We start from the raw sequence: 20863 nt of genomic DNA on the forward strand, positions 1-20863 counted from the left end.
TATTAGATTTTCTAGTATTTGAAGGTGGTTTTTTTATATTCGAAAGTAACTGTAAAAAAGATAAACAATCGGCAGTTATTCTTTCGCCTAAGTAGGTTGGATGCTGGTGAGAGAAGCTAGTCGTATGAGGGGGAGATTGTTAATCTAATTATGGTTTTATAATCAGTTTAAGCTCGCTTATTTGTGTTTCAACGTAAAAATAGGAATTCAAATATGGAATAGACACATTGGAACGGATAGTTTATTATGCTTTTAGACACATCGGATTGGTGGGGAGAAAATGAAAAAAAGTGCAAAAGATCGAGTTTTTGATGAGCTGATACGACTAGCCGGGAATAAATCTTCGGTCACTGCCGAGACAATTTCGAAGAATCTAGGCATCTCTCGTCAAAATGCCAGTCATTATTTGACGAGATTAGTGGAAGATAAAAAGGTCGAAAAATTACCGGGAAAGCCTGTTTTGTGGAAGCCTTTAGATGAATATGCGGTTGTAGATAATACGGAGCAAATAAATGAAGCCTTTCATTCTGTGGTTGGTCATGACGGAAGTCTGAGAGAGGTCATTCAAAAATGTATTGCAGCTGTCAAATATCCGCCTAACGGACTCAGTGTATTAATAAATGGGGCCACGGGTGTTGGGAAAAGTTTTTTAGCCACAAAAATTTTTGAATACGCTATCCATGAGCAAATTATTGAAGAAGATGCACCATTTGCTATTTTAAATTGTGCCGATTATGCGGACAATCCCGAACTGCTTTCGGCAACACTGTTTGGATACAAGAAGGGGGCTTTTACGGGGGCTGAAAAGGATACCGATGGATTATTGGCAACGGCCAACAACGGCTATCTTTTTCTTGATGAGGTCCATCGTCTATCGAAAGAAAATCAAGAAAAGCTCTTTCTATTTATTGATACTGGAAACTATCGTCCAGTCGGTGAAAATGTAAACTGGCATTCTGCCAAGGTTCGTTTTATCTTCGCCACGACGGAAAAGAGTGAAGATTATTTATTAGATACATTTGATCGACGTATTCAAATCAGTGTTATGTTGCCAACTTTTGAAGATCGCCCAATTCGAGAACGATTAGAGCTGATTCAACTATTCTTTCAAAATGAAGCGGATATTTTACAAAAAGATATTATTGTTTCAAGAGAAGCCTTGTCTTTAATGTTATCTCATCCCTTTAGTGGGAATATTGGTAGGCTGAAGAATATCATTAAAATCAGTTGTGCGGATGTTTACAGTCGAACACAAGAAGAACCATTAACGATTGGGAAAAATGAGATTTTGATTCAGTTAGATATGCTGGAATCCGAAGTAGAAAGCTTGCCAATTACTAGTTTATTGATAAAGAAAAATCAAAAGATAAAAACGGATCGAATCAAACCGTTTGATTATGATTCGATTTTGGAAAAAATTACTCAGCTGATAAATGAAGGTAATTTCAATGAAAATTTTTCTTCGTTAAAGAATGAAGTACAGCATTTGGTGCATCACGTTGATAAGGAGTCTTTTTTATCGATGAGTAGAAGGTTGATGATTCAGATGTTTAGAAAAGTTTGGGTATCCGTTTTAGGAAAAACGTACGGATTAACGACGAGTGGACCTGTTGCAGAAATTATCAGCAGATCCTATGTCATTTCCCCAAGCTATAAGACAGACTTAACTGGGATAAATCGTACATTAGCTGCAAATCTACCTCGGACGACTTATTTATGTAATCAGTTCTTGGAGCATTTACCACCGCTCTCAGAAAAGGACGAGAACTTTCTAAGACTGCTTATTGTCGTGACTTTATCTGATTATGTAGATGAATCCATTGAGCTGAAGGGCCTGTTGCTTGCTCACGGAGATAGTACGGCTAGCAGTATTCAAGCAGTAGTGAATCAATTATGCGGTAATTATGTTTTTGAAGCGTTGGATATGCCGGTAGAGAGTAATGTGTCAGAGATTGTCGAATCGACAAGGAATTTCGTGAAACGGCAAGTGAATACAGATAGTCTAGTGTTGATCGTAGATATGGGCTCTTTAAATCAAATCTACACACAGATCAAGAACGATTTAAAAGGAGAATTACTTCTTCTGAATAATTTGACGACCTCCATTGCACTTGATATTGGCCTGAAGCTGACGATGAATGCGCCATTTAAACAGATTGCGGAGGATGCAGCAGACAAATATTCAATCAATGTTCAATACTTTGAAGGCTTTTCTCAAAGTAGCAACATTATCATTTCTTGCATGTCGGGATTGGGGATTTCGGACAAACTGAAGGATGTTTTTCGCCATCATTTATCGGATGAATCTATCGAAGTTTTCACGAAGGACTACAGAGAACTACGTGAATTAATCGACCAAAATGATGAAACTTATTTTGACAAGACAAAATTGGTCATTACGACTTCGGATCTTCCGCGTTCCTTTTCAATTCCTAATATTAATATTTATGACATCTTAGATGGTGATGGAGCAGCTAATTTAGAAAATATTTTGAGTCCAGAAATGAAGCCGGCAGAATTTAACCGCTTGATTCAGGAGCTAGTAAAATTCTTTTCATTGGAAGGAATTGCGGACCGTTTAAACTTTCTGAACCCAACAATCGTGATGAGTGAAGTGGAAACAGTTATTTCTAAATATGAAAATTACTATCATTTCACTTTAAATGGCCGCGTAAAACTAAATCTTTATATGCATACGGCATTGATGATGGAACGTTTATTCTTGGCGCGGACAGAAAAATCTGAAGAACCGAATTATGATTTGAAACCAGATGAAGATGAATTTTATTATGTTTCTAGAAGTATTTTTCAATCAATGGAGATGAAATATAATTTTAAAGTCAATGCCTATGAGCTTTCTCTACTCTATGAATTATTAGGACCCTATATTCAAAAATAAAATGTCTAAAAAAGTGTCTAATCTTATTTTTTCAGGTTAGACACTTTTATTTAGTAGGAATTAAATTGATTGAACCAACGTTTATAAAAGTTGGCACAGGAATTGCTTATATAAAAGTGAACAGAAAGAAAGGAATTAACCATATGAAGAAAATTCTAATAGCGACTCACGGTCACTTGGCTTCAGGCTTTCTTAGTAGTATTCAATTACTAACGGGGCAGGTTCAAGAGATCACGGTGATTAATGCTTATGTGGATGAGTGTGATTTTGAACAGGAGTTGAATATATTTGTAAACCAGGTGAATGAGCAGGATCAAATTTTTGTTTTTACCGATTTATTTGGCGGAAGTGTCAATCAGAAGATTACCAAAACCTTTTTGGAGAAAGAGATTGCTGTAACTGTTTTGTCTGGTTTTAATCTGCCAATTTTGCTCGAAATAGTATTGGCAACCAAAGAACTAACAACAGAGGATATTCAGGAACTGGTAAATAAATGCCAACAGGAATTAAAGATGACCATTCTTGATGAGGTACATGTAGTAAATGAAGTGGAAGATTTTTTTTAGGAGGAAGAGAAATGATTAAAGCAGTGCGAATTGATGAACGATTAATTCATGGACAAGTAGCGATGACTTGGACAAAGAGTCTAAATTTGACCGGGTTAGTAGTAGCCAGCGATGAGGCGGCTACCAACGATATTCAAAAGATGACGTTAAAGATGGCTGCACCATCGAATGTCAAAGTCATTATTAAAACAGTTGATGATGCGATTCATTTGTTAAAGGATCCGCGGGCGAAGGACATGCGCTTGATGGTTTTAGTTCCTAATGTCAAAGATGCGGTAAAAGTTGCGAAAGCTTTCCCAACGGAAATCGAGTTAATGAATGTGGGAAATGCTGGGAAAATGACACCGCCATCGGAGGATAAGAAAACCTTATCGAAGGAAGTGATGTTAACGACGTCAGAAATTCAAGACTTAAAAGAATTAGTTGGACTTTATCCAGATACCGTTTTTCAGCCTACACCGGCGATGGAAAAACGTTCAGCTACTTCTATTTTGAGTGATTTTTAGAAAAAGGAAGGAGAAAAATTATGTATGATGCATTTGTAGTCGCTTTAGCCGTTTTTATTGGAGTAGCTGGACATGAAATGTTTGGAATGTCTATGTTGAGTCGTCCGATTGTTGTTGCTCCGTTAGCAGGAGCTTTGATGGGGGATTTACAGACGGGATTGATTGTCGGGGCGTCACTAGAAGCAATCTTTATGGGTGTCGTCAATATTGGAATCTCTAGTACGGCGGAGCCTTCTTTGGCTGCTGGGCTGGCTACAGCGTTCGCAATCAAAATGGGAGGAAACGTGGATGCGGTTATTCCAATCGTCTTTCCACTAGCAGTATTAGGATTACAGTTAATGAATATGATTTTTTCTTTTGTATGTGGACCGATGGCTGCTAAATTTTTCAAATTTGCAAAATCTGGTGATCAAAAAGGAATCATCAATCTGCACTTCTTTATGTGGTTTGTCCACTATGCGCTTTATGCTCTTATTCCATTCTTTGCCGTTTTATTTGGAGCAGATGTTGTCAAAAGCGTCTTGGATAATATTCCAGAGGTCATCATGAACGGATTAACAGTCGCTGGAAATCTGCTGCCGGCAGTTGGGATGGCGATGCTGTTACGGATGCTTTGGAGTAAAAATATTGCTGTGTGGTTTTTCTTTGGGGCCGTTGTTATGGCGTATCTCGAGTTACCATTGATTGCAATTGCCGCAGTTGGAACGATTATTGCAATTGTTATAGCCCAAAGAGATCTACAACTAAAAAATATATCTGTTCATGCAGTTCAAAGCGATGCTGCTGTAAATGCAACGCTTGACCAAGAAGAGGAGGATTTCTTTCAATGAAATTAGCTGATGGAATTTCTAAAGATGAGAAAAAATTGGTTCGGAAGATGTTTTGGCGCTCGATGACCATGTATGCTTCGGTGAATCCGGTGACGATGGGCGGCGGTGGTTTCGCCTATTCTATGATGCCCTTCATTAATCATTTCTACAAAAGTGAAGAAGATCGAGCTGCGGCGCTGGAGCGTCATACACAGTATTTTTCGACGACCATTCCTTGCGCGTCCTTTGTCATGGGGATTGCGGCATCGATGGAGAAGGAAAATTCTGAAAAAGCTGGTTTTGACGTGGAAAGTATCAACGCGATCAAAACGAGTTTGATGGGACCATTGGCTGGAATTGGCGATTCATTGTTCTGGGGAGTTTGGCGTGTCGTTACCGCGGGACTAGCGATCAACTTAGCCAATGCCGGAAATATTTTGGCACCAATTATCTTTTTAGTTATGTTCAATATACCTAATTACTTGATGCGATACTATGGCGGCGTTTTAGGCTATTCATTAGGCTCTAAATATATTGAAAAGCTGTATGCGAACGGGTTAATTGAAATTCTGACAGAAGCTGCTAGTATCTTGGGTCTGATCATGGTAGGCGCAATGACGATCAGTATGGTCAAATTCAATACCGTTTTGAGCTTTTCAATGAAGGGCGAAGAGCTAATGAATGTCCAAGAAATCCTCGATAGTATTTTTAAAGGAATTGTACCTTTATTGGTAACATTGGGCTGTTTCAAATTACTAGATAAAAAAGTCGGCGTCATCAAAATTATTTTTGGAATGGTCGTGTTGGGAATTTTATTGTCATTACTTGGAATCGCATAGTAGAAAGCTGCAGCTACTAGGCTGCAGTTTTTTAGCAAGGAGGGAAAAGATGACTATTAATGAAGTAATTCATTCTCCAAAGCATCCATTGTTTAATACCGAGTTAAACGACGGAATTGTGACTACCTCAAACGAATACAGCTACTATCGAAATATCCCTGATGTAAAGGGATTGACCTTTGATGTAAGTAATCAAAAGACATTAGCAAACCTTGATATTTGTGGGATGATTCAAACGTTGACTTTTTATCGAGAAAATTTACTAACTGAGGAAAAACCAGGTGTTTGGGTCAACAAACAGCTCTCTCAAACCAATTCGTTATCCTTAAAAGTTGAAGTAAATGGGATTGTCTACCATTTATCAGAACCGGATCATCGTATTGAAGTCGATGTGATTCAAGACTGTTTGCCTAGATATATCCATCATTATTCGACGTTTAAGGTCATTGTAGTATCCTTTGCTCCCATACTGACTAATAAGCGTTTAAGTATGCTTGTTCAACAGGTTTACATTGTGAATGAAACACACGAAAGCCTTCAAGTTTCAGTGAAAGATATGCCTTTGTATCAAGAGAAGTATTCGGATCAGCAAAATGTGTTGATTTCTCAAAAAGGAAATAAGGACACGATCGCACAACAGGAAATGGCAAGCTTCGCAATTGCGTTTGTAGACCCAAATGCATGTGAAGAAGTAATGGCTTTTCAGGAATCTGATATCGAAAAATGGCTGAAGGAAACAATGAACTATTTTGCTCAGCTATTTGGGCAGCTGTCAATGCCAGACGATAGAGTTGTCCATCTCTATCGTCGTGCACTTTATCAAAGTTTTTCTAGTTTTGGTATGAATCGACAGGGACAGGTCATCGGCAGTAATTGGGGCAGCTATCCTGCTACTAATAGAGTTTGGAATAAGGATATGTATTACGCATCATTGCCATTCACCATGTTTGAACCGGAGTTATGTCAAAAAACGGTTCTATGGTTTGATCAATATGGCGTTAAGTTTCCTGGTTCTAAATTTACCGGAGGGATCAATCATTCTCTGAGTAATTCGTTATCCAGTGCGTTACTCGCCAGTCTTTATTTTGAACATACAGGGGATACAAAATTCTTTGAGCGGCATCCGCAGGTTCTACTGAATGCTTCGAAGATTATTGAGGACATAGTAGCTCAACATCAGTCAGAGGAACCAATGCTTTTTCCATCTATCTGGTTATCAGATGCCTTTGCTCTTGGAAAGTATCATACCGGCAGCAATCATTGTCTTTGGAAGGCCTGTAGTGGACTTGCAGAAATTTTTGAAGCCCTAGAACAACTGAGTCTTAGCGAGCGATACAAAAACATCGCCTGTAAACTAAAGGAATCAATTTGTAAACAAATGACCATAGATGGTCCTTTTGGGGAGCAATTTTTGGAGGGGATCGGTGATGAGGAGAAAACAACCTATTCAGTGAAGCACTATCAAAAACCGATTCTTGAGCAAGGGTTAATCTTTTTAAGTGATGTGATTGTGGATGGGAAAATCAATTTATTGATGCATGATGGAGAAGAATCAGACACTACGTTGATGCCTTTTTATCAATTTTTAGATAATAAAGATCCTTTATATCAGAACACCATGACCTTTTCTGCTAGTTCTTTCAATCCAACCTATAGCGAGGAAATCAAAGGCATCACTTGGGGATTAGAATCCGGCGCCACTTTTCCTGGCTTTATCACTGTTTTAATGAGTGACCTGCACAACCATCAAGCCTTCGTAACCCGATTAGAGGAGCTGATTTGTTTGGCAGATTTAGACGGTTCATGGTGGTGGTGGCCGTATCGCTTAGAGGCTAAACAAGGAGAAGTTGTGCGAGACTTTGGCTGCGGAAAATGCGGCTGGGCATCGGGGCTTTTTGTCAGTCTAATGATCAGTCAATATTTCGGATTGAAATTCAAAAAAGGAGTATTGCAAATTGATCCTGTTGATAATTTAACGTTTTCTTGGAAAAATTTGAAGTTCGGTCAAGCCTTCATTTCGATTGAATGTACGCAATCCGAGTTGAGTATTTCAAATTTGTCAGAAAAGCCATTGGAAATAAGTGATACGAAAAAAATTCTTCACGTAGAAAAGGGAAAAACGATTCACATTCAAAGGAGAAAAAGATGAGTATACTAAAAAATATTACCCAATTTAAAAAAATCCAGAGTCGAGCAATCACTCCCGAAAATCCAACGGGCGAGAAAGGTAAAGCTGCGATGTTGCCAAGCGAGCTAGGACCAAGCCGCAAAGGTCGTGGCGCAATTCCGCTGACTTCTGGTGAAGAAACTGTGATTGCGGATATTACTGGAACGGGAATAATTCGTCATATGTGGATGACGATTCGTGATCGAACAGAATTTGGCAGTTTTGTTTTACGTGATTTAATCTTAAGAATTTATTGGGATGGGTCGGATAGCCCTGCTGTTGAAAGTCCTTTAGGGGATTTCTTTTGTAATGGGTTTGGAGAGCGTTGCGAGGTGAACTCGTTGCCGATAGTGGTTAATCCTACGGGGGGCTTTAATTCCTATTTCGAAATGCCTTTCCAAACATCCGCTAAAATTACGATCGAGAATTTACATCCGAAGGATATGTCCTCATTTTTTTATACGATAAATTACGCTTTGGTGGACGAATTGGAAGAAAATAGCCTATATTTTCACGCAAATTGGCATCGGGAACGCATTACCAAATTACAGGAGGATTATAAGTTAATTGATCGATTAAAGGGCCAAGGCTATTACGTGGGTACTTACCTTGCGCTTACCTGCCTAGAACGTTATTGGTGGGGCGAAGGCGAGTTTAAATTCTACATTGATGGGGATAGTGAGTATCCGACCGTAACCTCAACAGGTTCAGAAGATTATTTTGGCGGGGCGTGGGCCTTTCATGAGTACGATGAGTTCGGACGTCCACATGCGAAAAACTATTCAACAGCCTTTTTAGGGTATCCTTACCAATCAAATAGAGATGCCACAAGAGATCGTTTTGAAACGGGAAAATTGAATGCCGTTCATGCCTTTGGTGACGACGCAATGCCACGACATGGTCTTTATCGTTGGCATCTTCAAGACCCCATCTGTTTTACCGAAGATTTATCGGTCACTTTACAACAAATCGGCAACGATGATGTTCGCTTATTTGAGCGGCAAGACGATGTTGCTAGTGTCGCTTACTGGTATTCAACAGAAGCTTCAGGAAATACTAAACGTCATTTCACTGATCGAGAACGCTTGCCGCGTTAATGAAGTGTTTTTCACATATTCGAAGGGAGGAACCTATGATGATATATGGGGCAATTGAAGCTGGAGGGACTAAATTTGTCTGTGCAGTCGGTACTGAGGAATTAACGATTTTGGAAAGAGTCAGTTTTCCCACAACAACTCCAGTTGAAACAATGAAGCAGGTCATTGATTTTTTTAAACCTTTTAAGGAACAATTGGCAGGCATCGGGGTCGGCTGCTTTGGTCCAATTGATATTCAATGCAAATCAACGAGTTTCGGTCATATCACATCAACACCAAAACTTGCTTGGCAAAATTTCAATTTTGTAGGAACGCTAAAGCAACATTTCAATATTCCGATTGAATGGACAACAGATGTTAATGCGGCTTGCTATGGTGAATATGTTGCTGGTTCTGGCAAAGGGTTAGCAAGTGTTGCATATTTCACTGTGGGAACAGGTATAGGAGGTGGTGCCTTGCTCAATGGGACTTTCGTGGAGGGATTCAGTCATCCGGAAATGGGTCATATGTTGATCAAGCGACATCCAAAGGACAATTTTTCAGGAAACTGTCCCTTCCACCAAGATTGTTTAGAAGGGATGGCATCGGGACCGGCGATTGAAAAACGATTGGGTGTAAAAGGTCAGAATTTACTGGCTGACGATTCGTTTTGGCAAATTGAAGCCTTTTACCTTGCCCAATGTGCATACAATACAACACTGATGCTTTCGCCAGATAGAATTATTTTTGGCGGTGGTGTGATGAAACAAGAACACATGAAGAAAAAAGTTCAGGATAAATTCGTTGAGCTTATAAATGGATATGTTGAAATACCACCAATTGATAGCTACATTGTTATGCCCAAATTAGGCGATAATGCTGGAATAATTGGCGGATTAGCATTGGCTAGAAAGGCATGAAGAAATAAGCAACTGTAATTAATGAAGGTTTCATTGGTACTCATGTCAAAAGCATTCAACTGAGTAATCAAATGATCAAATGAAGTTGGATAAAGCGAAAATGAATTCAAATAAAAAAGGATCGAGCAAACAGCAACATTTGTCCGATCCTTTTTCACATTCTATTTATTTCGTTTATTCAACCAATCGGTAGAGACATCCATTGCAGCTCTTGTCGCGTGGCTTTGATCCATAGAATTGACCATTACGAAATCATGGATCATCCCTTGAAAGCGGACTTGTGTCACATCTACTCCGGCATCCCGCAAATGGCGAGCATATTCTTCACCTTCATCTCTTAACACATCGGCTTCGCCATTAAGAATCATAGCTGCTGGCAGTCCGGTCAACTCTTCTTTAGAAGCCTGAAGTGGTGAGATTGTTTTGATTGTTGCGTCTTGACCTTCTGGTAAATAATGATTCCAAAACCATTTCATTCCTTCTTTAGCTAAGAAATAATCAGTCGCAAATTGTTTATAGGAGTCCGTATCAAATGCGTGATTCGTTACAGGATAATATAATAATTGCTGATTGATTTTTGGTCCTTGGCGATCCTTAGCCAACATCGTAAGGACTGTCGCCATATTTCCGCCCACGCTGTCACCAGCAATCGTGATGCGATCAGTGTCATACTTTCCATCTGCATCCGCGACTAATTTCAACAGTGTGGCATAGCTTTGTTCGATCGCCACGGGATATTTTGCTTCAGGAGAACGATCATATTCAGGAACAAAAACAATGGAGTTGGTTCTTACGGCTAATTCGCGAACTAATTTGTCATGAGTCTGCGCACTGCCCAATACCCAACCAGCGCCATGAATATAAAGAATGACTGGCAGTTTCTCAGTGGTATCTCTTGGTTTTACGGTTCGAACGTTAATCGTTCCATATTTCCCTAGCTCCCATGTTTCATCTTGAATATCTGCGTCCAATTTTTCTACTGGAGAATCTTGAACTTCCTCTAAAAGTGCACGTGCTTCATCTATAGGTAATTGATAAATATAAGGTTCTTTTTCATTAGCGATACTAAATTCTAAGGCTGATTTTTCTAAAGAGATTCTTTCTGTCATATCATTTCCTTCTTTCTTGGTTCCCATTTATCATAATAGCAACCGCTATCATTTCAAAGGAATCGGCTTGTTAAACTATTCGCTAATAAAAACCGTGAAAATCTCAATTGTAAACTGGTTCTTGCTTTTTTCTCATTCTTTTTACTTTACTTAGTGGTAAAATTAAAAAAATCAGTTCATTTTTCGGGGGATTAAGATGAAAAAAATTAGTTTTATTATGTTAGGATTTTGTGTCGTATTTTTATTGTCAGGCTGCAATTCAACTAAGAAAGAAGAAGCAGAAACATCGAGAAGTGTTTCTTTAGCACCAGAAACCTCGTCAAGTCAAATATCTGAATCAACCGTATCATCAGCGTCGCAAAGCAGCAGTACGACTGAATCTAGTAGTAAGGCTCAACTTACTGATGCTCAGAAAGGACAAATGAATCAGGCGTTTCTTGATTGGGCGGGGGGACGTGCTGTAATAGGAAATATGGCGGTTAGTTATTGGTTTTTTGATCATGGAGCGGCAGGACGTGGTGATTGGTATGCCAATACCCCAGATGGTCAGGTGCAAGTTCAGAATAATGGCGTGCCAGGGGAAAATGCGTTTCCTATTCATGCTATCGGCGGATGCGTCTTTTATACATCAAAAGACGGGAGCGTTGGTAAGCAAGAGCTTATGGCAGGATCATTTGCGGCAAATTATTCTGTAAAAATGGATTATAGTAAACCTGTCAGTAAGTATTTATTAGGCGATAATGGTGTTGTTTATGAATTGAAAACAGGAAACGGTGAGCCTGTGAGTACGAACACAGGGTTTGGCGAATACGCGGATGATGGAAGCTTAGGCAGTTACACACCGAATAAAAGTTTTCAAATTTCTGAGGATCAGGCAGCACAGGAAAAGCTTAGAGAGCTAATGTATTCGTATTGACTCTTTTTGGTTAAGATTAATTAGAACGTGACCGTACAATCTGTTATAGGATTTGTACGGTTTTTTGTCGTTCAAAGTAAGTAGACAATTTTGTAAAAAAAGCTCAAAAGTGTTAAAATAGAACAAACGTTCGTTTTTAGGAGGGGATTGAATGAGACAAGGATCAATTTTTGAAAAGTCCAGAGAAGAGAGTGAACCATTAGCGACACGCGTTCGTCCTGAAACGCTAGACGATTTTGTGGGACAAAAACATTTACTAGGTAAAGGGAAGCTGTTGCGGGAAATCATTGAAAATGATCGCGTCTCGTCAATGATTTTTTGGGGACCGCCAGGAGTAGGCAAGACAACATTGGCCCGTATCATCGCAAATCAAACAAAATCTGAATTTATCAATTTCAGTGCGGTCACTAGCGGAATCAAAGAAATAAAAACGGTCATGAAGGATGCGGAGCATAATCGGACTTTTGGTACGAAAACGATCGTCTTTGTGGATGAAATCCATCGCTTTAACAAGGCGCAGCAGGATGCTTTCTTACCTTATGTTGAAAATGGCAGTATCATTCTGATTGGCGCCACTACAGAGAATCCATCCTTTGAGATTAATTCGGCATTGCTGTCGCGTAGTAAGGTATTTGTTTTAAATCAATTGGAAAGTGAAGATATTTTACAACTGTTGAAGCAGGCAATCGATAGTCCAAAGGGTTTTCCAAAACTAAAAATTGAACTGGACGATCAGGTACTTGATTCCATCGCGAAATACGCCAATGGTGATGCCAGAGTAGCGCTGAATACACTGGAAATGGCTGTTCTAAACGGAGAGAAAAAAGCGGATACGGTCACATTGAAGGAAGACAAGCTGCTAGATTTAATTGAGCGAAAATCATTTCTTTATGATAAAAAAGGCGAAGAGCACTACAATACAATTTCGGCTTTGCACAAATCAATGCGTAATAGTGATGTTGATGCAGCGATCTATTGGCTGGCTCGGATGGTAGAATCAGGCGAAGATCCATTGTTCATCGCTAGAAGACTGGTTCGATTTGCTAGTGAAGACATTGGTTTAGCAGATATTCGAGCATTAGAATTAGCGAATACAGTCTTTCAATCCTGCCAGTTCATCGGTTTGCCCGAGTGCAATGTCCACTTAACGCAAGCGGTGATCTATTTATCCTTGGCGCCCAAGTCAAATGCGGTGGATGCAGCCTATCAAAGGGCAAAAAAGGATGTCTACGAAACCATGAACGAACCTGTTCCTTTAGTTATTCGCAATGCGCCTACTAAGCTGATGAAAGAATTGCATTATGGTGAGGATTACCAATATGCCCATTCTACTGAAGCTAAATTAACTTCGATGAAGACGATGCCGCCCTCATTGGAAGGGCATCACTATTATTTACCAACGACACAGGGAAATGAAAAACGCTTCAAGGAACGAAAAGAAGCAATCGAAAAATGGCATGCAGAGTATGATGAGTAAAGAGAAAAACTTAAAGTGGAAACAACGTGCTACTTTTTGATTCTCGAAATAGGGAATTGGCAGTGTGGTGGGATTGATTTTAAATAATCCTGTCGTACTTTTTGTTTATAAAAAAATAAAAATATCGCAAAAGAGATAAGTGCAAATCACTTAGATCAAATCTAATTAGTAAAGCCGGACGCTGTAAAGCAATTTATTCATGCAAAAATTTTATCCTTTCCCTATAGTTAAAAAGCTGATCCCAACAATATCAAATAGTTGAGACCAGCTTTGTGTTTTTAGTCGTCCATTTCTACTTCCAATACATTTCCTGACTGAGCATCAATTGAGACATCAGATTGTTGACCATTATTAACAATTTTTACATCCCAGTAGGTTTTTGATAGTTCTCGTTCCAATGACCATTCTGTGATGTCGCCGTTGACTTCCTTTTTGGCGATGCTGTTGATTTGATCTAATGGCAATAGGTTTTTGAGATCAAGCTTTTCATTGTTTCGTTCGTTTCCATTCCGTTCATCCTCATCTAGCATTTCTTCTTCTTGATGTTGAAGCTCGCCAGTTTCTGTGAAGAAAAGTTTGTATTCCTTACTGTCATCCATTCCTTTTACCTCATAGACAAACTTACTCATTCGTGATTCAATTTCAATGCCGGTGATATCTGTATTTGGCTTATTTTTCTGGTAAAGAGCGATAATCTCATCTAGAGACATCTGTTTTGTTGCTGAATCAGTGTTTTTTGTTGAGCTAGAAGCAGTGGAGCTGTTCGTTTGTGTTGATTGACTTTCTTGGGCAACGCTCTGACTGCTCGCCTCCTGTTGAGTACCATTTTCAAGCTGAGCAGAATTGTCTCCACAACCAGCAAGTAGTAATAGAGCAGAACCAGTAATTAGTAAAAGTAATCCTTTTGTTTTCATTTGTTTTCTTCCTTTCGCAATTCATCTTTTTATATCTTTTCTATACTTAAAGTATAACTGGCTGAGGGTACTGAAAATTCAAGATGGGATGAAAGCTTCATGAAGAAATCTTCATTTTAGTTAGGAAACTTCAAAGTAAAGCACGCGCCACTTGGTTGATGATCAGTGACTATGATGCTCCCATGATAAAGCTCCGTCAATTGCTTCACGATTGCCAGACCAATCCCAGTTCCGGGAATTTTACTAGAGCGGGAGCGATCGATGCGATAAAAGCGTTCAAAAACCTTTTCTTTTTCGCTATCAGGGATACGTTCTCCTGTATTGGCAATTTTTAAAGTGATTTCTTTTTCAGCTGCAGTGAGAGAGATAGTAATTTCTCCTTCATTTGGTGTATACTTAATGGCATTTTCAACTAAATTACGAATAATTTGATAGAACTGTTCAGAATTGCCGATTATGCTGGCTGTTTCATCTAAATCTAATTTCAACTTCTGGGGCATCAGTGTCGTGTATTCTTCAAGCGTAGTACGGATGAGTGCTGCTAGAAATAGCTGCTGCACTTCTCCTTGCTGTCTCTCGCGGTCAAGAATTAGCAGTTGATTGGCTAATAATTCCATTCGTTGAGATTCCTTATCAATAAAGGGTAACGATTTTTCTAAAACTTCAGGGTGCTCTTTCCCGCGCCGCTTGATAAGATTGACGTGACCTCGAATTGCAGCCAATGGTGTCTTCAATTCATGGGAAGCATCTGAGATAAATTGCCGCTCTCGCTGCATCAGCTGTTCCTGCTGTTGAAGCAGCCGGTTGAAGGAGCTTGCAAGATTATCTGCTTCTTTGGGTGAAAGTGGTATTGATAATCGTTCGTTTGTTTGCGGATGCTTAGACAAATTCAAGACCTCTTGATTCATCTTTACTAGCGGAGCACTGATTTTTTTTGCAAATCTAGCGACGAAAAAGATTCCTAGCAGTATGATCAGCATGGATATTTCTAAAGACCACAGAAAGAGAGTCGCTAGAATTTCAAAATTATCTTCCATACTGGTGAGTACTGCCACGCTGGTATTTTTTACATAAAATTGTTGAAACAAATAGGGCGTATCCTCATCCCATAGAACATCTGATAAAAAGGGGAGCTGTCTCAGCTGTTGAAAGCTGTCATAAAGCTGATAGGCATCGCTGGAATATACTGTGCTGCCTTTTTCTAATGAAACACGGATAAAATACCTAGGATCATCTGCGGCGATATAAAGCTGCAGGGTATTTTTCCATTCCTGATTGGTCTGTGTCTCTACTTGAGACAGCGCATCCTTAATGGCTTCGGTTTCTTTCTTACTGGATTCATACAACTGCAGTGCAGTGACACTGAGGATTAGAAGATTGACTAGTAAGACTAATCCCAGCATGATCATACTAAAACGAGTAATCAGTTGATACTGCAGTGTTTTTCCTTGTTCTTTTTTATTTTTCATCATCAGCCCTCAAGACATAACCAACGCCTCGGACTGTTTGGATCAAGCGAGGGTGTTGGTCGTCATCTAATTTGTTACGCAGCGCTCGAACAAAAACGTCGACTGTATTGGTTTGACCAATATAATCATAGCCCCAGACCTCATTTAATAACTCATCTCTAGTAAAAACCTCCTCCGGCTTTTTCATTAGTTCATAAAGAAGGTCAAACTCCTTCTGTGTAAGCATAATAGTCTGGCCATCCCGTGTTACAGTTCTTTTCACCACATCCATGGTCAAGTCCTGATATTGGTTGATGATTGGCTCATTTTGTAAGGACTGTATCCGCTCCTCTCGTCGAAGAATCACACGAATGCGGGCCAACAATTCTTCAATATCAAAGGGCTTGGTGAGATAATCATCTACTCCAGCATCTAAGCCTGACACTTTGTCCACTACTTGATCTCTGGCAGTCATCATTAGGATAGGGACTTGACTACGTCGACGAATTTTTCGTGCAACAGTCAATCCATCTACCTTTGGCAGCATCCAATCCAGCAGCAGCAAATTGACCCTTTCTTCATTGACATCGAAAAGAGTCAACGCTTCTTGACCATCTGCGGCAATCAGTACCTCATAGTTTTCATATTTTAATTCTTCAGCGATAAAGCTGACTAAACTTTCTTCGTCTTCAACAATCAAAATTACTGGTTTTTTCATGCTTTTCTCCTTATCTAATGGGACAAATTTTCGTTAATAGGAAGATTGAACGAATACCTTTTTCTTTTAGAGTAGACGGCTTTTACGCGCAGGTCAATTATTTTATAATGAAGAAATTTTCATAAAGATGAGAGGATGGATGAATTTTTATAGCGCACTTATGTAAGTAATTTAAAAGGAACCTATGCCAGTAAAAAGATAAATCAAGTCACTATAACTAAAACCAATCGTCATCCATAAAAAATGTCAATTGGCTAAAAGCGGCGAATAACAGGTATAGTTGTTTTAAATTAATCAGAAGTAAACAAAAACTGATAGGAGGAAATCAACATGACAAAAATTTACCAATCAATTTTGGACACGATCGGTGAGACGCCCATTGTAAAATTAAATCAACTTGTACCCGAAAACAGCGCAGAGGTCTATCTGAAGCTTGAGTTTTTTAATCCGGGCGGCAGCGTGAAGGATCGCATTGCATTGAATATGCTTGTAGCAGCAGAAAAAGCTGGGGATTTGAAGCCGGGGGATACGATTATTGAACCAACTAGCGGAAATACAGGCGTTGGGTTAGCAATGGTTGGGGCAGCAAAAGGCTATCCCGTTATAATTGTAATGCCTGATACGATGAGCATTGAGCGTCGAAAGCTAATTCAAGCCTACGGTGCGACATTGATTTTGACTCCCGGAGCTGAAGGAATGAAAGGTGCTATCGCTAAAGCGCAAGAATTAGCTAGTCAGGACGGGTATTTTTTACCATTACAATTCAATAATGCAGCAAATTCAGCGGCTCATCGTGAAACGACTGCTAGAGAAATCCGAGAAGCTTTTGCTGATAGCGGTCTGGATGCCTTTGTTTCTGGAGTTGGAACGGGGGGAACAATTACTGGTGCAGGGCAAGAATTAAAGCGGACATTCCCGTCATTGAAGGTTTATGCAGTTGAGCCAGAGGAATCCTCAGTCTTAAAAGGTGGCGCCCATTCTCCTCATAAAATTCAAGGAATTGGAGCAGGGTTTGTGCCGGAGATATTAGATACAGAAATCTATGATCAGGTTCTTTCCGTTTCCAGCGAAAAAGCATTGGAAAGCGCTAGAGAGGTAGCCGCAAAAGAAGGGATTTTGGTTGGGATTTCGGCAGGAGCGGCTATCCATTCTGCTCTTCAGGTGGCTAAAGAGTTAGGAGCAGACAAAAAAGTTTTAGCCATCGTACCAGATAATGGAGAACGCTATTTATCGACTGTATTGTACGATTTTGACGATTAATGTATTCATTTAAAAAAAATAGTTTTAAAGCACGTATGCTCTCTTATGAACGAGTGTGCGTGCTTTTTTTTGTATGACTATTGTAGGTTCTAAGTTGTTAAAAGCTGGGGAGGGGAATCACAAACAATAATTATTAAATTGTTCAGAAAAGTGTTATTAAAAAAAAATATTTTTTTCATGGTTCCTACTTGTGGACTTAGGTCCAAAGAATCAAGGAAATATTGTAACGGGTTTCAAAAATTGTTAGTCTAAGGTCAAGAGATACGTATACTCAATAAAATGAATGGAGAGAAATGATGAAAAGTAAATTTTCTCAGACAATGCAGGACTTTTCTCGAGCAGTAATTGTTCCAGTTAAGTTTATGGCGGTAATGGGTTTATTCTTGGCGGTTTCTGTTATTTTACAATTAGAATTCATGCCGAACGTCGTCCAGACTTTTGGCGGATTGATCAAAACGATGATGGACAGCATGTTAAATAATTTGGCACTGATTTTCTGTGTGGGAATCACAGCATCCTTAGCGAAAAAGAAAAAGGTCGAGGCCGCTCTTATTTCATTAATCGCATTTTTATTCTTTTTGGCTGCCAATAATGCTTGGCTGACATTGACTGATCAATTAGCTGAAGCTGGTGAAATGGGGCTGTTCGGAACAGGACAAGCGGTGGTTTTAGGTTTTCAAGTAGTAGACATGAATGTCTTTTTAGGGATGCTAGTCGGCTGTCTTGTTGCTTTTATCCATAATCGTTTTTCTGATAAGGAGTTTGTGGATTTTTTAAGTATTTATGGTGGTTCGCGTTTTTCCTTCATGATTTTGATTCCGGTCATTTTAATAACTGCGATCGGTATGAGTTATATTTGGCCAGTAGCGAATAATTGGATTTCGTCATTATCTGTATTTATTTTGACCACTGGACTATTAGGAGTCTTCATTTATGCGTTCGGCAATCGTTTCTTGATTCCGACTGGCTTGCATCATCTGCTGTGGATGCCGTTTTGCTTCACTGCGTTAGGTGGAACCGCTGAAATTGGGGGACAGGTTTACAATGGTGCGGCCAATATATTCTATGCGGAAATGGCAAATGCCGGATCTATTACTAGCTTAGATCCATCTTTACGTTTTGCAACCTTTGGCTTTGTTAAAATATTCGGTTCGATTGCTGTTTCATTGGCACTGATTCATTGCGCGAAAAAGCAGCGTAAGGAAGAAGTAAAGGGAATGATTTTACCTTCGATGTTTGTTGCCGCGGTGGCTGGGATTACCGAGCCTTTGGACTTCTCTTTCCTATTTGCCTCTCCATTGCTATGGCTAGTTCATAGCTTATTGACCGCTATTTCAGAGACAATCCTTTGGGGGATTGGGGCTAGAACGTACATGCTGTATGGATTAATTGATACATTCGTTTCTAACTCAGTCTTCAGTCCTTCTGTCACGAAATTCTATTTGGTGATCATTGTCGGAATTGTCATGTCAGTCATTTGGTATTTCATTTTTGTGCTTTTGATCAATAAATTAAACATTAAAACACCTGGTAGAGAAGATGATCCAGAAGAAATAATTGTAGCAGATGCAGCAACTGGAGAACAGCTTGTCACTGCTAGCGCGAACGATTTTGATTTAGTTGTTGCTGGATTGGGTGGAAAAGAAAATATTGAAAGTATTTCTAATTGCTTCACTAGATTGCGAGTGACCGTGAAAGACGAAGAACTAGTAGATTCGGCTCAATTGGAAAAAATCTCTCAGCAAAAAGGGGTCGTTTTAAATGGAACGAATGTCCAAGTCATTATAGGAATGGGTGTTCAAAGCTTCAAGGATGATATTTGCGAAAAATTAGGGATGAGCGAAGGATAAAAATTAAAAGTTTTTAGTTTGAAAGGAAGAGAAAGATGAAGTTGGAAAAACAGTCAGTTGTTATTGCGGGCGGAGGAAGCACGTATACCGCCGGAATCGTTATGATGCTTATTGAAAATCAAGATAAATTTCCTTTACGCAAGTTAAAATTTTACGATAACGATGAGGAGCGTCAAAATATTGTTGCGAAAGCCTGTGAAGTGATCGTTAAGGAGCGCGCGCCAGAAATTGAATTTTTAGCAACAACAGATCCCGAAGAAGCTTTTAGCGATATTGATTTTGTGATGGCCCATATTCGAGTTGGTGGCTTGAAGATGCGTGAGCAGGATGAAAAAATCCCTTTAAAGTATGGGGTTCTTGGGCAAGAAACCTGCGGACCAGGTGGAATGGCGTATGGAATGCGCTCGATTCCTGGAGTGGTTGAATTGATTGATTATATGGAAAAATATTCGCCTGAGGCTTGGATGCTGAATTATTCAAATCCAGCGGCAATCGTAGCCGAAGCAACTCGGAGAATGCGTCCAAACGCGAAGATTATTAACATTTGTGATATGCCCGTGGCGATCAAAAAATCAATCGCAGATATTGTTGGTCTAGACAGTGAAAGTGAAATCGTCGATCGTTATTATGGATTGAATCATTTTGGCTGGTGGACCGAAATGACCGATAAGCAGGGCAATGATCTAATGCCGAAATTAAAAGAGCACGTGGCAAAATTTGGCTACGCAGCAGCTGAGGATGAAGGAAATCCTTTATTAGAAGAAACTAGCTGGATGGATACTTTCCAAAAGGTAAAGGATGTTTATGCCGTGGATCCAAACACGGTTCCGAATACCTATTTGAAGTATTATCTATATCCTGACTATGTCGTGGCTCATGCCGACCCAAATTATACTCGAGCCAATGAAGTAATGGACAATCGGGAAAAAAATATTTTTGCAGAATGTGAACGTATCGCAGCGGCTCAAACCGCCGAGGACACCACGATCGAAGCGGGAGAACATGCGGAATTTATCGTACAATTAGCGGGAGCGTTGGCCTACAACACCTATGAACGAATGCTTCTAATCGTCAAAAATGAAGGGGCGATCGCTAACTTAGACGATGATGCAATGGTCGAAGTACCATGTATTGTCAGCAAGCGCGGTTATGAACCATTATGTATGGGAAAAATCCCGCATTTCCAAAAAGGAATGATCGAACAACAGGTAGCCGTCGAAAAATTAGTGGTGGATGCCTTTGAGGAAAAATCATATCAAAAATTATGGCAGGCGATGACACTTTCAAAAACCGTTCCTTCCGCTTCTGTTGCGAAACAGATTCTGGATGAAATGATCGAGGCCAATGGGGATTGGTGGCCTGAATTAAAATAATTTCAGTAATAAAGCA

General features: G+C 39.6%; 17 protein-coding genes. 13 read left to right on the top strand and 4 right to left on the bottom strand.

Annotated elements, in window-relative coordinates:
- Positions 1-280: 280 nt before the first annotated feature.
- From IGI52_RS24535 to IGI52_RS24570, 8 genes are all read left to right on the top strand, one after another.
- Positions 281-2899: a sigma 54-interacting transcriptional regulator gene (locus IGI52_RS24535; protein ID WP_438782634.1), complete on the top strand. Its 2619-nt coding sequence runs from the start codon at positions 281-283 to the stop codon at positions 2897-2899.
- A gap of 143 nt (positions 2900-3042) precedes the next feature.
- Entirely contained in the window at positions 3043-3465 is a 423-nt protein-coding gene (locus tag IGI52_RS24540) for a PTS sugar transporter subunit IIA (protein ID WP_227655675.1), read from the top strand.
- An 11-nt stretch (positions 3466-3476) separates the two neighbouring features.
- Positions 3477-3971 carry a PTS sugar transporter subunit IIB gene (locus IGI52_RS24545; RefSeq protein ID WP_102872976.1) on the top strand — a complete coding sequence of 165 codons (495 nt, stop codon included), beginning with the start codon at positions 3477-3479 and terminating at the stop codon, positions 3969-3971.
- A gap of 20 nt (positions 3972-3991) precedes the next feature.
- Positions 3992-4801 (top strand): PTS sugar transporter subunit IIC, encoded by an 810-nt coding sequence (locus IGI52_RS24550; protein WP_127979842.1) that lies wholly within the window; start codon positions 3992-3994, stop codon positions 4799-4801.
- Positions 4798-5619, top strand: coding sequence for a PTS system mannose/fructose/sorbose family transporter subunit IID (locus IGI52_RS24555; protein ID WP_438782635.1), 822 nt, complete (start codon positions 4798-4800; stop codon positions 5617-5619). The genes IGI52_RS24550 and IGI52_RS24555 overlap by 4 nt, the downstream gene beginning before the upstream one ends.
- Before the next feature lie 49 nt (positions 5620-5668).
- The gene (locus tag IGI52_RS24560; protein ID WP_438782636.1) at positions 5669-7768 is read left to right on the top strand and encodes a glycoside hydrolase; all 2100 of its coding nucleotides are present in this window, start codon (positions 5669-5671) and stop codon (positions 7766-7768) included.
- Entirely contained in the window at positions 7765-8883 is a 1119-nt protein-coding gene (locus IGI52_RS24565; protein ID WP_002287020.1) for a glycoside hydrolase family 172 protein, read from the top strand. The genes IGI52_RS24560 and IGI52_RS24565 overlap by 4 nt, the downstream gene beginning before the upstream one ends.
- 38 nt (positions 8884-8921) lie before the next feature.
- Positions 8922-9782, top strand: a complete 861-nt coding sequence (locus IGI52_RS24570) for an ROK family protein (protein ID WP_048719570.1) — start codon at positions 8922-8924, stop codon at positions 9780-9782.
- Positions 9783-9943: 161 nt separating this feature from the next.
- On the opposite strand, the gene IGI52_RS24575 is transcribed toward IGI52_RS24570, so the two are convergent.
- Complete coding sequence (locus tag IGI52_RS24575; RefSeq protein ID WP_048719568.1) at positions 9944-10891, bottom strand: alpha/beta hydrolase; 948 nt, start codon at positions 10889-10891, stop codon at positions 9944-9946.
- A gap of 196 nt (positions 10892-11087) precedes the next feature.
- Between IGI52_RS24575 and IGI52_RS24580 the strand changes: the two genes are divergently transcribed.
- Positions 11088-11807, top strand: coding sequence for a hypothetical protein (locus IGI52_RS24580; RefSeq protein ID WP_438782637.1), 720 nt, complete (start codon positions 11088-11090; stop codon positions 11805-11807).
- A gap of 151 nt (positions 11808-11958) precedes the next feature.
- Entirely contained in the window at positions 11959-13284 is a 1326-nt protein-coding gene (locus IGI52_RS24585) for a replication-associated recombination protein A (RefSeq protein WP_438782638.1), read from the top strand.
- A gap of 278 nt (positions 13285-13562) precedes the next feature.
- On the opposite strand, the gene IGI52_RS24590 is transcribed toward IGI52_RS24585, so the two are convergent.
- The 3 genes from IGI52_RS24590 to IGI52_RS24600 all read right to left on the bottom strand — a co-directional run bounded on the left by IGI52_RS24590 (position 13563) and on the right by IGI52_RS24600 (position 16364).
- Positions 13563-14198: a PepSY domain-containing protein gene (locus IGI52_RS24590; protein ID WP_016178661.1), complete on the bottom strand. Its 636-nt coding sequence runs from the start codon at positions 14196-14198 to the stop codon at positions 13563-13565.
- 116 nt (positions 14199-14314) lie between these two features.
- Entirely contained in the window at positions 14315-15667 is a 1353-nt protein-coding gene (locus tag IGI52_RS24595; RefSeq protein ID WP_016178660.1) for a sensor histidine kinase, read from the bottom strand.
- Positions 15657-16364, bottom strand: a complete 708-nt coding sequence (locus tag IGI52_RS24600) for a response regulator transcription factor (RefSeq protein WP_048719563.1) — start codon at positions 16362-16364, stop codon at positions 15657-15659. The genes IGI52_RS24595 and IGI52_RS24600 overlap by 11 nt, the downstream gene beginning before the upstream one ends.
- Positions 16365-16694: 330 nt before the next feature.
- Between IGI52_RS24600 and cysK the strand changes: the two genes are divergently transcribed.
- From cysK to IGI52_RS24615, 3 genes are all read left to right on the top strand, one after another.
- Positions 16695-17624 carry a cysteine synthase A gene (cysK, locus tag IGI52_RS24605; RefSeq protein WP_438782639.1) on the top strand — a complete coding sequence of 310 codons (930 nt, stop codon included), beginning with the start codon at positions 16695-16697 and terminating at the stop codon, positions 17622-17624.
- Positions 17625-17920: 296 nt separating this feature from the next.
- Positions 17921-19474, top strand: coding sequence for a PTS transporter subunit EIIC (locus IGI52_RS24610; protein ID WP_438782640.1), 1554 nt, complete (start codon positions 17921-17923; stop codon positions 19472-19474).
- 35 nt (positions 19475-19509) lie between these two features.
- Positions 19510-20847 (top strand): 6-phospho-alpha-glucosidase, encoded by a 1338-nt coding sequence (locus IGI52_RS24615; protein ID WP_438782641.1) that lies wholly within the window; start codon positions 19510-19512, stop codon positions 20845-20847.
- Positions 20848-20863: the final 16 nt, after the last annotated feature.

This window comes from Enterococcus sp. DIV0187 (genome assembly GCF_051713785.1).
Classification (GTDB): domain Bacteria; phylum Bacillota; class Bacilli; order Lactobacillales; family Enterococcaceae; genus Enterococcus_A; species Enterococcus_A avium.